The following is a 12554-nucleotide window of genomic DNA, read 5'->3' on the forward strand; positions in this document are numbered from 1 at the left end:
GGGCCTCTCCTCGTGTTGGAGCGCTCCGGACCACGCGATGGCTGAGATGAGATCCGGCCGCACGCACGCGAGCAGCCGCAGGTTCCCGTCCCTCCGCCGGTATGAGCCGGATCAGGTTCAAGGGTCAGGGCAGCATGCCCAATCTCAGCCCCCTTCAGGGCCCCCCTCGGAACGGTTCAAGACTCGGCCCCGGGGATGGGTTTGTCAATGCTGCGGCGAGCCGAGCGGATAACAGGCTGGTGTTGTCCGACGGGAGAAGCTCCGGTCGCCCAAAGCCAAGCACCCTGTGTAGGGGCAGGGCCGCCCAACCACTCATCAAAGCCGTCCTGGGCCAAACAAACTTGGCTACGATGCCCATCTTTGAACCTTCAAGAAACGATGCGCATCCTGCTCCTGCTGCTGGCCGCCCTGGCGGTGCTCTACCTGGCTTGGCTCGTCGCCCTGGTGCTGTTCCAGCGGCGGCTGATCTACCCGGGCGCGGCCTGGAACGGGCAACCCGTGCGCATCCAGGCGGCACCGCCCGGGACCGAGCCGGTCACGGTAGCGACAGAGGACGGCGAGCGGCTGTTCGCCCTGTGGCGGCCGCCGCATCCCGGCTGCGGCATCGTCATCAGCTTTCACGGCAACGGCTCCCGGCCCGAGCCGCACGCGGCACGCTTCGCCGCGGATCCGTGGCGCGCGGCCGGCTGGGGTGTGCTGGCGCCGGCCTATCGCGGCTATCCTGGCTCGACCGGCACGCCGAGCGAGGACGGCCTGATCCGGGACGGGCTGGCGGCGGTCGCGGCCGCTGAGGCACGGTCCCCGGGGGCGCCGATCCTGCTGCATGGCCATTCCCTGGGTGCCGCGGTGGCGGTCGCGATCGCCGGGCAAGTCGAGGCGATCGGGCTCTACCTTGAAGCACCGTTCGACTCGCTGACCCATGCCGTGCGGCTGCATGTCCCGCTGGCACCATCCTGGCTCCTGCGCGACACCTATCGCTCGGACCGGCGCATCCAAGGCACGTCCGCGCCGGTCCTGATCGTCCAGGGCACCGACGACCCGGTGGTGCCGGCCGAGCTCGCCCGGGCGCTCGCTACGGCGGCGGGGCCCCGAGCGCGGTTCGAGCTGGTGCCGGGCGACCACATGTCGATCTTCGGGTCCCGGGATCGCGAGGCCGAGGCGTGGTTCCGCGGACGTGTGGGGCCGGCCTGCAGGACGCCGGATCAGGCTGTGCCCTGAAAGGACGGGAGGAGACATCGTTTGGTCGGACGCCGCTCCCGGCGCTGGAACGCCGACGATCCGGAGATGCCCGGCGCGGTTGCCCGGATGGATCCGGTCTGCCCGCTCTGCGGCCGTCCTATCCCGCCCCGCGCCCGCTCCAGCCTGCACCACCTCACCCCGAAGCTGAAGGGCGGCACCCACCAGGGCACGGTGCGGCTGCACCAGATCTGCCACTCGGCGATCCATGCCCGCTACAGTGAGGCCGAGATCGCCCGCCGGCTCGCCGACGTGGACGCACTGCGGGACGATCCCGAGATCGCGCGCTTCGTGGTCTGGATCCGCGGCAAGCCCGACGACTTCCACGCCGCCACGCGCATGACCCGTGACCGCCGCGCGGGCAAGCGTCGGGATTGAGGCAGCCGTTTACCCGGCGCTCAGGACATCTGCAGGTTCCGATCCCGGGCCGGCAACCCCGTCAACCTTGTCGATCCACACTGGCCCCGGTCTGGGAGCTGAACGATGGGCGGGGCAGGAAACGCGAACGGCCGGCTGGCCTGGGTCGATATCGCCAAGGGGATCTGCATCCTCCTGGTGGTGATGATGCATTCCGTCATCGGCACCGGTGCGGCCCTGGGCGGCGAGGGATTCCTGCACCCGGTGGTGGCCTTCGCCAAACCGTTTCGGATCCCGGATTTCTTCCTGCTGTCCGGCCTGTTCCTGGGGCGGGTGATCGACCGGGACTGGCGCCTGTTCGCCGACCGCCGGGTCCTGCACTTCGCCTACTTCTACGGGCTCTGGCTGGTGATTCAGTCGGCGGCGCGCTACGGCGGTATCGTCGGCGATGCCGGGCCGGGCGCCTTCGCCGCCCATCTCGCCCACGCGCTGGTCGAGCCGTATTCCAGCCTGTGGTTCGTCTACCTGCTGGCGGTCTTCTCCGTGGTGACCAAGGTCTTGCGCCGGTGCCCGGGGGCGCTGCTGCTGGCCGGCGCGGCCCTGCTGCAGATCGCCGACATCCGCAGCGATGCGACCCTCGTCGAGGAGTTCTGCGGCCGCTACGTCTACTTCGTGGCGGGCTACCTGTTCGCCGGCCGGATCTTCGCCTTGGCCGACGCGGCCCGCCGGCATGTCGGCCCCGCGCTGTGCGGCCTCGCCGCCTGGGCCGTCTTGGAAGGATGGATGGCGCTGACGCCCGCCCGCCATCCGGCCTACCCGACCCTCGCCAGCCTGCCGATCGCGAGCCTCGCCCTCGGGGCGGCCGGTGCCCTGGCGATCATGGTCGTGGCCGCGCTGATCGAGCGGTCGGGGACCGCCGTCGCCGAAGCCCTACGGACCTGCGGCCAGCGCTCGATCGTGATCTATCTCGCCTTCTCGCTGCCGATGGCCGCGACCCGCGAGATCCTGGTCCGCACCGGGCTCGTGAACGATATCGGGCTTGCGAGCCTGATCGTCATGGCGGCGGCGCTGCTGGTCCCGCTGGGCCTGGAGCGGCTGGTGCGCCACACGCCGCTCGCCCTGCTGTTCCTGCGTCCGGCCTGGTTCCGGCTGGCGGGGGCGCCGCGCCCGCGTCCGTCCCTCGCGGCCACCTGAGGCCGGCAGCTCAGCTCTCGAACGCGATGCCGATCCGGCGGCTGCGCCGCCACGCCACGGCGGCCTGCCGCGGGTCGGCCCCGTCCATCAGACGGAGCGGGAAGCGGTCCGGCACGGCTTGATCCTCCTCGACCTCGATCTGAGCGCCGGTCTCGGTGGCGTCCCAGACGAGGCAGCCGACCTCGCCGCAGGCGAGCAGCAGCGTGCCGAACGTGAAGGCGTTCTTGCGGAATGCCCCGCGGCGATCCTCCGTCATCGCACCCTCTCTCCGGTCCCGGTCCGCGACACCCAGGCGCGCGGACTGAACAATACGGCGAGACGGTTAACGGGCTGGATGGCGGGCGGAGACTGGTATCCCAGGCCGAAACTCAATACGTGTTTGGGTCATCCAGGAGATGCGCCGCCGCTGCAGGCTCGCCAGCTTCGCGGCGTTCAGGATGCCCCCAGGGCTACGGCAATCCTGCAACGCATGGCGTCGATCCCGGCTTCGCCGCTGATCGCGACCTCGATATCGTGGGGCGATGGCTTCCGGCTGGCGCCCGGCATCGGTAAGGCGAACCGCAGCGACGGTCCGCCCTCCGACGCCTTCGCAGGTCGGGGCCGAATTTTCATGACAGGGATCGGGCGCGTGCCGGGTTGTTCACCGGGCGATGGTGCACCGGGAGGACTCAATGCGGGATGCGTCGGCGCAGGAGCTCATGATCCTCAGCGCGTTGCAGGAATGCCGGATCCAGCTGGAGACCGCGCGCCGGGACGAGGCGAGCCGGGCCGCCGTCCGGCTCGAACTCGATGCCGCCCTGCAGCGCGAGGAGGCGCTGAAGACCGAGATCGTGCAGGAGCGGGAGCGCACCGAGGCCGTGCGGGTCGTCTTGCTGGCGCTCACGGCCAGCATCGGCCGGTTCGGCCTGCGCCGGAAGCTGTTCACGGCGCGTATCGCCCGGCTCGGCCGGGAGACGCCGGATTCCGGCCCGCAATCGGTTCGGCACCCCGTGCTGCTCGCCGAGGCACGGCGGGTGCTGGGGCAGGATCCGACCGCCTCGGGTTAAGGCGCCGGGATGCTAGCGGCCGGGGCCGGGGTGCTGAACGGAACGCTAACGACCCCTTAAACCGCCGCATTTAGCGTGCCGTAACCGGGCTACGCCGCAACGCACGCGCGCGCTGGTTTCGGATCGTTCGAAGACGGGATGCATGGCCAAGGGTCGGGGCAGGATGGAGCCGAATTTCGACGTGCCGGAAGGGCGCGTCCGGGATCGCGGCGAACTCGACCTGCGCCTGTCCCGGGACGACCGGGCCGGGACAGGGGAACGCGTGGGTAAGCGAGCGGACGAGATGGCGCGGGCTCCGGCCAAGACGGCGCCACGCCGGACCCAGAAGAAGTCCGGCCGGCGCCGGCGCTCGTGGCTTGGCCGGATCGCCTACGGCACCGTGGTGCTCGGCCTGTGGGCGGTGATCGGCGTCGCTGGCCTCATCGCCTACCATGCCTCGCAGCTGCCGCCGATCGACCAGCTCGCGGTGCCCAAGCGCCCGCCCAACATCGCCATCCTGGCGAGCGACGGCTCGCTGTTGGCCAACCGGGGTGAGACCGGCGGCCGGGTGGTCTCGATCAAGGAGCTGCCGCCCTACCTGCCCCGCGCCTTCGTGGCGATCGAGGACCGGCGGTTCTACCAGCATTTCGGCGTCGACCCGGTGGGCATCCTCCGGGCGATTGGCCAGAACCTGACACGCCGCGGCGTCGCGCAGGGCGGCTCGACCCTGACCCAGCAGCTCGCCAAGAACCTGTTCCTGACCCCCGAGCGCTCGGCCTCGCGCAAGATCCAGGAGGCGATCCTCGCCCTGTGGCTGGAGCACAAGTACAGCAAGGACGAGATCCTCGAACTGTACCTGAACCGGGTCTATTTCGGCGCCGGCGCCTACGGCGTCGAGGCCGCGGCGCAGCGCTACTTCGGCAAGCCCGCCAAGGAGGTGTCGCTGGCCCAGGCCGCGATGCTCGGCGGACTCGTGCAGGCGCCCTCGCGGCTCGCCCCGAACCGCAACCTGCCCGCCGCCCAGGCCCGCGCCGCGCAGGTGCTGGCTGCCATGCAGGAGCTCGGCTTCGTCCCGGCGCAGGACGCCAAGGTGGCGCTCGCCCAGCCGGCCCGGCCCGCCAACGCGCGCGGCGGCGGCTCGGCCAACTACGTGGCCGATCTCGTGATGGACGTGCTCGACGATTACGTCGGCAAGTTCGACACCGACATCACGGTCCAGACCACCGTCGACACCGGCCTGCAGGCGCTCGCCGAGAAGGCGCTCACCGACGAGCTGAACGCCAAGGGCACGCGCTTCAACGTCGGACAGGGCGCCCTGGTCTCGATGCGGCCGGACGGGGCGATCCGCGCGCTGATCGGCGGGCGCGACTACGCCCAGAGCCAGTTCAACCGCGCGACCACTGCCAAGCGGCAGCCCGGCTCTTCGTTCAAGCCGTTCGTCTACCTCGCCGCCGTGGAGCACGGGGCGACCCCCGACACGGTGAAGGAGGACGCGCCGATCCGGATCGGCACCTGGGCGCCTGAGAACTACTCGCACCGCTACGAAGGCCCGGTGACGCTGCGCATGGCGCTGGCGCACTCGCTCAATACGGTGGCGGTGCGGCTCGGCCAGGAAGTCGGCCCGAAGACGGTGGTGCAGACCGCCCAGCGCCTCGGCATCACCTCGCCGCTCCAGGCCAACGGCTCGATCGCGCTCGGGACCTCCGAGGTGACCCTGCTGGAGATGGTCGGCGCCTACGGGGCCTTCGCCAACGGCGGCACCGGGGTGATCCCGTACGTGGTCACCTCCGTGAAGAGTGCCGCCGGCAAGATGCTGTACAAGCGTTCCGACAACGGTCTCGGCCGGGTCATCGACGCCAACGCCGACGGCATGATGAACGCGATGATGCACGAGACCTTCGTGTCCGGCACCGCCAAGAAGGCCGACATCCCGGGCTGGGAGCTGGCCGGCAAGACCGGCACGACCCAGGATTTCCGCGATGCCTGGTTCATCGGCTACTCGGGTACCCTCGTCACCGGGATCTGGCTCGGCAACGACGACGGCGAGCTGACCAAGAAGGTCACCGGCGGCAACCTGCCGGCGGAGATCTGGAAGACCTACATGACCCAGGCGCTGAAGGGCCAGAACCCGGTTCCGCTGCCCGGCATCAACCGCTGGCGCAAGCCGCCGCCCGAGACCACGGCTTCCGTGGCGAGCGCGGCGCCGAGTTCCCCGGCCGACCTCCTGGGCCAGATCTTCGGCGATCCGGCCGCGCCCGCGCCCCGCCAGCAGGCCCCGGCACGCCGGGCAGCCCCGAAGGACGACCGCAACTTCGTCGAGAAGCTGTTCGGGATCGGCGAGTAAGCCGGTCCGGCTCAGCGCCGGATCAGGACCACGCCGCCGATCAGCAGCGCGACGCCGAGCGCCCGCGGCAGGTCGACCGGGCGCTGGGCGAGGCCGAGCCAGCCGTAATGGTCGAACAGGACTGAGGCCAGCATCTGGCCGGTGACCAGGAGCGTCAGAAAAGTTCCGGCCCCGAGCTGCGGGACCAGGACGATGCCGAGGCCGATGAAGATCGCCCCGAACATCCCGCCGCTCCACGCCCACCAGGGGATCCGCGCGAGCACCCCGGCGGACGGCATCGGGTCCCGGGCGACCAGCGCGAACACGACCATGCAGCCCACCCCGACCGTGAAGCTCACGACCCCCGACAGGGCAGCCGAGTTGAGGGCGGTGCGCAGATTCGCGTTCAGCGCCTGCTGGATGACGATGCTGACGCCCGCCGTGAGGGCGAGCGCCGAGGGCAGGAGCGATTTCAGCATGACGGTCGGGGGCTTTCGGGCGGCGCGCGTAACGGCCGCGGTACAGCGATTCCGCGCCCCCCGCCATTCGCGTCGACGGTATCCGGCTGCCCCCGTCGCTCACAACATCGGCAGCATCCGGGGCCGGGGCCCGCGGGGGAAATGCGCGTCGATCATGGCGATCTCGGCCGGGCCGAGATGCAGGTCCGCGGCGCCCGCGTTCTCGATCGCCCGCGCCGGCCGGCCGGTCTTGGGGATCGTGAAGGTCGCGGGCAGGCGGGTCAGGAAGGCCAGGGCCACCGCGTAGGGCGTCGTGCCGTGGGTGCTGGCGATGCCGTCGAGCACGCGGCCGCCGGCGCTGGAAGGGTCGGGGAACTCGCCGCTCCCGAACGGCGAGTAGCCGACCATCGCGACGCCGTGCCTCTCGCACCACGGCAGCACCGCGTGCTCGATCGCCCGCTCGTTGAGGTGGTACAGCACCTGGTTGCAGGCGATCCGGTCCGGCCCGGCGATGGCCAGGACCCGGTCGAGGTCGTCGACGTCGAAGTTGCTCAAGCCCCAGGACAGGATCTTGCCGGCCCGGCGCAGGTCCTCGAACCCCGCGATCGTCTCGGCCAGGGGATGCTGGCCGGGCCAGTGCAGCAGGTAGCTGTCGAGCCGGTCGGTCTTCAACCGCCGCAGGGAGGCCTCGCAGGCCCGCACGACGCCGCGGCGCGTGGCGTTGCCCGGGACCACCTTCGAGACGAGGAACACCTCCTCGCGGCAATCCGTGGTCGCCTCGGCCACGATCGCCTCGGCGTCGCCGTACATCTCGGCGGTATCGATATGCGTCATCCCGGCATCGATGCCGGCCCGCAAGGCGCGCACGGCGTCTGCCCTGTCCGAGCCGTCGATATGCCACGTGCCCTGGCCGATGACCGGCACCGAGACGCGCGTCGCCCCGAAGCTTCTGGCGTACATGGCAGCGCTCCCTTCCGGCCGCGCGGGGTCTCGTTCTGATCGTCCGCCCGACCCGATCGAGCCGATACGCGGACCCCGCTGCGCCTTACTCGCGCCATCTTGGGGGGATGAGCAATGGGCCGTCGCCGCTCCGGTGTTGAACTTTAGGCCAGTGTCTCACACCGCGCTCAACGAGGCCGCCACAGGGCCTACCAAGCGGCCTGCCCGGTTGCCCGCGCGGGCCTGGAGCGCCCCGTGCGGCGCCGGCGCCGAGCCGACCCTGGGGGGGACGCGCTGATGCTGCCGGCTCACCGGATGTTCTGGTCGCTGATCCTCCTGGCCGCCGCCGGCGCCGGGCTGCTGTACAACGTCATCTTCGCCGATGCCGCCGCGCCGCTCGCCGGCTTCACCTACGGCCTGGCCATGGGCGCCACCGTGCTGGCCTTCGATCGCGGCCTGATCCTGGCCGGGTTGCAGGCCCGGATACGCCGGCTCCCGGCCTGGCTCTACGTCATCGCGGCCGAACTGGCCTACGTGCTAATGATCGTGGCCGGCAACGCGCTGGGCGGCCTGATCGTCTGGAGCTTCGGCCTGACCGGCGACGAACTCGCCGTGGCGACCCGGATGACGGCCCGCGTCCTCGCCTACGCGTTGGCGGTGGCTGGCCTGCTGGTCTTCGTCATCCGCATGCGCGACCTCGTCGGCGGCGAGATCTTCGTGAATTTCATGATCGGCCGCTACCACAAGCCGGTGGCCGAAGAGCGGATCTTCCTGTTCCTGGATGTGGTCGGGTCGACCGCCTTCGCGGAGGCGCACGGCGACCTGCGCGCGCAGGAATATCTCAGCGCGGTCTTCGCGACGTTGGCCGAGCCGGTGCGCCGCAACGGCGGATCGGTGGACGACTATATCGGCGACTTGGCCATGGTGACATGGCCGATGAGCCGCGGCCTGAAGGACGCGCGCTGCGTCACCTGCGTGTTCGACGTCATCGACCGGATCGAGGCCGACGAGGCCGCGTGGACCGGCCGGTTCGGCACGGTGCCGAAGCTGCGCGCCGCGCTGCATGGCGGTTCGGTGGTCACCGCCGAAGTCGGCGTCGACCGCCACAAGATCGCGTATTTCGGCGACGCCGTGAACGTGACCTCGCGGATCGAAGCCCTGTGCCGGCCACTCGGGGTCGGCATCCTGATCTCGCAGGATCTCCTGGGCCGGCTGCCGCGCCTGCCCGCGGGGGTGCGGGCGCGCTCGCTGGGCGCCCACGCCCTGCGTGGCCGCGGCGCACCGTTGTCTGTGGCGACGCTGGAGCGCGGTGACGAGGCCGGCGTCGCGGTGACCGAGGATCCGGCCCCGCGCAGGGTCGCGGCGATCCGCTGATGGCACCAGCCCAGGCCAGACCCCGGACCGCCCTGATCGTCGTCAAGATGGCCCTGCGCTTCGGCTTTCCGCTGCTCGGGCTGATCGTCATCGGCCGCGCGGTGGTGCTGTCGATCGGCGGGGATATCGAGCGTTGGCAATTCGCCCTCGGGGCGCTCCTGATCCTGGCGGGCTTCACCTCGAAGCTGGTGCCCCGGCGATGAGCGCCACCGAGAACCGGCCGACGATCTATCTCGATGCCGATGCCTGCCCGGTGAAGGATGAGACCTACCGGGTAGCGGCGCGCTACGGCCTCACCGTCCACGTCGTCGCCAACAGCGTGCTTAACCTGCCGCGCGAGCCCTGGATCGTACGCGTCGTCGTCGGTTCCGCCCTCGACGCCGCCGACGACTGGATCGCGGAGCGGGCCGGGCACGGCAGCATCGTGCTCACCGCCGACGTGCCGCTGGCCGCTCGCTGCGTGAAGGCCGGCGCCACGGTCCTGGCCTTCACCGGCAAGCCGTTCAGCGAATCCTCGATCGGCATGGCGCTGGCCACCCGCGACCTGATGCAGTCCCTACGCGAGGCCGGCACGATCACGGGTGGCCCGGCGCCGTTCTCCCGGGCCGACCGCTCGGCGTTCCTGTCGGCCCTCGACCGGGCGGTGATGCGGATTCTGCGGGACCGGCCCTAGCGCATCGCGCCGGGTATCGGGACCGGCACGATGCGCCGGACCCTCGTCTAGGGTCGCCTGTCACCGAAAGCCGACGGCCACCTCTCGGAACGACCCTTCAGGTTCCTGGCGCGACGCGCTCGCCCGACCATGGCCGCAGCGGCTCCGGGATGCGGAAATCGGCCGGCGGCGCGAAGTCGGAGGCAGCGCCGCGCATACTCCTGGCGCCACGCGGGAAGCCGCTCCGGTCGCCGTAATCGAAGGTCCCAGGGGGTGACAGGCGCTTCTGCCCGATCAGCCCTTGCGCACATATGACGTCGAGGACCGTCACCCCCGCCACGGCGGCGGTCGCGGCGGCGAGGTTCGTGCGCTTCGGGTTGTCGCCTTCGAAGCCGGTCGCCAGTGTGGCGAGGTCCAGCGCGTCGCCGCCGACGCGCCCGATGATCCAGGGCGTCGGATCATGGCTCATGAGGATCGCGACGCCGGTGGCGACCTCACGGACGCCGTAGGCTTGCACCAGCGATTCCCGACCGCGCAGGCCGAGTGCCCGGCACAGGCCGCGCGGGGCCGTCAGCTCCAGGATGCCGAGGCCGATCGAGAACCAGCCGAGCCCGCGCGCCAGCGCGTCGTGTCCGGTCTCGGGACCGCGCCCTGGTGCGCCCCGGGTCGTCTGCGAATGCTGTTTATCGCTCATGGCCGGATCACCACCTTGATGCAGCCGTCCTGCTTGTCGCGGAACACCCGGTACATCTCCGGGCCGTCCTCCAGCCCGATGGTGTGGGTGATGACGAAGGACGGATCGATCTGCCCGTCTTCGATCCTCCGCAGCAGGTCCGGTGTCCACCTGTTGACGTGCGTCTGCCCGGTGCGGACCGTCAGGCCCTTGTTCATCAGCGCGCCGATGGGAAACTTGTCGATCAGGCCGCCATACACGCCCGGGACCGAGAGCACGCCGGCCGGACGGCAGACCATGATCATCTGGCGCAGCACGTGGGCCCGGTCGGTCTCGAGCAACATCGCCTGCTTCGCCCGGTCGTAGACCGCATCGACCGCGCCCGTGGCATGGGCTTCGAGCCCGACCGCGTCGATGCACTTCTCCGGGCCCCTGCCGTCGGTCATGTCGTTCAAGCGGCCGACGATGTTGGATTCCGTGTTGTAGTCGATCACCTCGGCACCCCCGGCCTCGGCCATCCTCAGGCGCTCCGGGACCCGGTCGATCGCGATGACACGCTTTGCGCCGAGCAGGATCGCCGAGCGGATCGCCATCTGGCCGACAGCCCCGCAGCCCCAGATCGCCACCGTGTCGGTTGGCTGGATGTCGCATTGGACCGCGCCCTGCCACCCGGTCGGGAAGACGTCGGACAGGAACAGGAGCTTTTCGTCGGAGATGCCGTCCGGCACCTTGATGTGCGTCGCGTCGGCATACGGCACGCGCAGGTACTCGGCCTGGCCGCCCGCGTAGCCGCCGGTGAGATGGGTGTAGCCGAACAGGCCGGCGGTGGTGTGCCCGAACGCGGTATCGCCGAGCGCCTTGTTGCGGTTGGAGCGCTCACACACCGAGAAGTTGCCGCGCCGGCACTGATCGCACTGGCCGCAGGTGATGGTGAACGGGACGACGATCCGGTCGCCGGGCTTGAGAGCCTTGTTGTCCTTGCCGACTTCGACAACCTCGCCCATGGCCTCGTGGCCCAGGATGTCGCCCGACTTCATGCCGGGCATGAAATGGTCGTAGAGATGCAGGTCCGAGCCGCAGATTGCGCAACTCGTCACCTTGATGATGGCATCCCGCTCGTCCTCGATCTCCGGATCCGGGACCGAATCGCAACGGACGTCACCGGTGCCGTGCCAGACCAGTGCCTTCATGGGGGCGTTCTTCCCGCTTCTGTTCGTCGTCCGATCGGCGTCGGACCGACCGGAACTCCGGCGTTCTTCTGTCCGCGTGCGTCGATTGCCCCCCGGGGCCGGGCGTCACGCCCGCGCCTCGGAAGGCTGAGTCATCAGCCGATCTGCTCGGACTGGGCGCCGCTGTCCGGACGTGCAGGACCGAGCACGGGCTCCTGACCCATCGGCTGGTTCTGCACGATGCTGTACTCGCCCTTGCCGTCGAGGGACGGGCCCTGGGTCCAGCGGCCCTCGGGCGGCGGCGAGCCGTCAGCCGAGGACGAGAAGTAGTTGTAGTTGAACTTCTGGTTCTCCTTCTCCTGCGGGAAGGAGTTCGGGATCGGCAGGGTGCCGGTATGGCCGCCCAGCTCTTCGATCACCGACAGCCATTGCTGCTGGTGCATCGTGTCCCGGGCGATGAGGAAGCTCCACATGTCGCGCATGCCCGGATCGTTGGTCGCGTTGTACAGGCGCACGGCCAGCACCCGGCCGGTGCTCTCGGCGGCGACGTTGCAGTACATGTCGGCGGCGATGTTGCCGCTGGCGTAGATGTGGCTCATGTCGAACGGCAGGCCGTCGGAATTACCCGGGAAAGCCGCCATGCCGGTGGATAGCAGCGTCTTGTGCAGCATCCCCTCAGCGATGTGGCGCGGGTTCTCGCCGCCCATCACGGCGCCGACGATGGCGTCGGCTGCACCTGCCTCTTACACCTTGGTCGGTGCGGTCTCGAGGTTCATCGCCACCGCGGTGGCGAGCATCTCGATATGGCCCAGCTCCTCCGTGGCGGTGTTGAGCAGCATGTCGCGATACTTCGTGGTCGGCGCGCGATTACCCCACGCCTGGAAGAAATACTGCATACAGACCCGGATCTCGCCTTCGATTCCACCGATCGCCTGCTGAAGCATCCGCGCGTAGATCGGGTCTGGGCTGTCGACCTTGACCGGGTATTGGAGACGCTTGTCGAGGTAGTACATGCGGTTTGCTCCTCGCTGCTGATGATGGGCGCCGGCTTTCGGCGCGCAAACTCGTGCGGGCTCGATACCGTCGGGGTATCCCGTCGCGCTATCCGATCAACCGCGTTTGGCGGGAGCGGTTCAGTATTTCTTCCGATCAGG

The 12554-nt window shown here is 70.0% G+C and carries 13 protein-coding genes, 1 pseudogene and 1 riboswitch; of the genes and pseudogenes, 8 read left to right on the forward strand and 6 right to left on the reverse strand.

Features of this window, described 5'->3' with window-relative positions; all coding sequences use genetic code 11:
* Positions 1-71: 71 nt before the first annotated feature.
* A riboswitch (TPP riboswitch) is annotated at positions 72-177 on the reverse strand.
* Between the two features lie 201 nt (positions 178-378).
* The 3 genes from FVA80_RS29295 (at position 379) to FVA80_RS29305 (ending at position 2787) form a co-directional block, all read left to right on the forward strand.
* The gene (locus tag FVA80_RS29295) at positions 379-1218 is read left to right on the forward strand and encodes an alpha/beta hydrolase (RefSeq protein WP_147905907.1); all 840 of its coding nucleotides are present in this window, start codon (positions 379-381) and stop codon (positions 1216-1218) included.
* Between the two features lie 21 nt (positions 1219-1239).
* Entirely contained in the window at positions 1240-1614 is a 375-nt protein-coding gene (locus tag FVA80_RS29300) for an HNH endonuclease (RefSeq protein WP_147905906.1), read from the forward strand.
* Between the two features lie 105 nt (positions 1615-1719).
* Positions 1720-2787 (forward strand): acyltransferase family protein, encoded by a 1068-nt coding sequence (locus tag FVA80_RS29305; RefSeq protein WP_147905905.1) that lies wholly within the window; start codon positions 1720-1722, stop codon positions 2785-2787.
* Between the two features lie 10 nt (positions 2788-2797).
* On the opposite strand, the gene FVA80_RS29310 is transcribed toward FVA80_RS29305, so the two are convergent.
* A complete protein-coding gene (locus tag FVA80_RS29310; protein ID WP_147905904.1) occupies positions 2798-3043 on the reverse strand; it encodes a pilus assembly protein PilZ in 246 nt (81 codons plus the stop codon).
* 415 nt (positions 3044-3458) lie between these two features.
* On the opposite strand from FVA80_RS29310, the gene FVA80_RS29315 reads away from it, so the two are divergent.
* Positions 3459-3833 carry an ATP-dependent helicase gene (locus FVA80_RS29315; protein WP_147905903.1) on the forward strand — a complete coding sequence of 125 codons (375 nt, stop codon included), beginning with the start codon at positions 3459-3461 and terminating at the stop codon, positions 3831-3833.
* Between the two features lie 142 nt (positions 3834-3975).
* Positions 3976-6156, forward strand: a complete 2181-nt coding sequence (locus FVA80_RS29320; protein WP_147905902.1) for a transglycosylase domain-containing protein — start codon at positions 3976-3978, stop codon at positions 6154-6156.
* An 11-nt stretch (positions 6157-6167) separates the two neighbouring features.
* Here FVA80_RS29320 and FVA80_RS29325 read toward each other — a convergent pair whose 3' ends face one another.
* Both FVA80_RS29325 and FVA80_RS29330 read right to left on the reverse strand, forming a co-directional pair.
* Complete coding sequence (locus tag FVA80_RS29325) at positions 6168-6614, reverse strand: DMT family transporter (protein WP_147905901.1); 447 nt, start codon at positions 6612-6614, stop codon at positions 6168-6170.
* 99 nt (positions 6615-6713) lie between these two features.
* Complete coding sequence (locus FVA80_RS29330; protein WP_147905900.1) at positions 6714-7553, reverse strand: aldo/keto reductase; 840 nt, start codon at positions 7551-7553, stop codon at positions 6714-6716.
* Between the two features lie 276 nt (positions 7554-7829).
* Between FVA80_RS29330 and FVA80_RS29335 the strand changes: the two genes are divergently transcribed.
* The 3 genes from FVA80_RS29335 to FVA80_RS29345 are packed head-to-tail and all read left to right on the forward strand — an operon-like array spanning position 7830 to position 9579.
* Positions 7830-8906, forward strand: coding sequence for an adenylate/guanylate cyclase domain-containing protein (locus FVA80_RS29335; protein WP_147905899.1), 1077 nt, complete (start codon positions 7830-7832; stop codon positions 8904-8906).
* On the forward strand, positions 8906-9109 hold the full coding sequence (locus FVA80_RS29340; protein WP_147905898.1) for a hypothetical protein: 204 nt from the start codon (positions 8906-8908) through the stop codon (positions 9107-9109). Before FVA80_RS29335 ends, FVA80_RS29340 begins: the two co-directional genes overlap by 1 nt.
* The gene (locus FVA80_RS29345; RefSeq protein WP_147905897.1) at positions 9106-9579 is read left to right on the forward strand and encodes a YaiI/YqxD family protein; all 474 of its coding nucleotides are present in this window, start codon (positions 9106-9108) and stop codon (positions 9577-9579) included. Before FVA80_RS29340 ends, FVA80_RS29345 begins: the two co-directional genes overlap by 4 nt.
* Before the next feature lie 97 nt (positions 9580-9676).
* Here FVA80_RS29345 and FVA80_RS29350 read toward each other — a convergent pair whose 3' ends face one another.
* The 3 genes and pseudogenes from FVA80_RS29350 to FVA80_RS29360 all read right to left on the reverse strand — a co-directional run bounded on the left by FVA80_RS29350 (position 9677) and on the right by FVA80_RS29360 (position 12413).
* The gene (locus FVA80_RS29350; protein ID WP_147905896.1) at positions 9677-10252 is read right to left on the reverse strand and encodes a cyclase dehydrase; all 576 of its coding nucleotides are present in this window, start codon (positions 10250-10252) and stop codon (positions 9677-9679) included.
* Positions 10249-11421: a zinc-dependent alcohol dehydrogenase gene (locus FVA80_RS29355; protein WP_147905895.1), complete on the reverse strand. Its 1173-nt coding sequence runs from the start codon at positions 11419-11421 to the stop codon at positions 10249-10251. The genes FVA80_RS29350 and FVA80_RS29355 overlap by 4 nt, the downstream gene beginning before the upstream one ends.
* A 134-nt stretch (positions 11422-11555) precedes the next feature.
* Positions 11556-12413, reverse strand: a pseudogene (locus FVA80_RS29360) (manganese catalase family protein).
* Between the last annotated feature and the right edge of the window lie 141 nt (positions 12414-12554).

This window comes from Methylobacterium sp. WL1 (assembly GCF_008000895.1).
Taxonomy (GTDB): domain Bacteria; phylum Pseudomonadota; class Alphaproteobacteria; order Rhizobiales; family Beijerinckiaceae; genus Methylobacterium.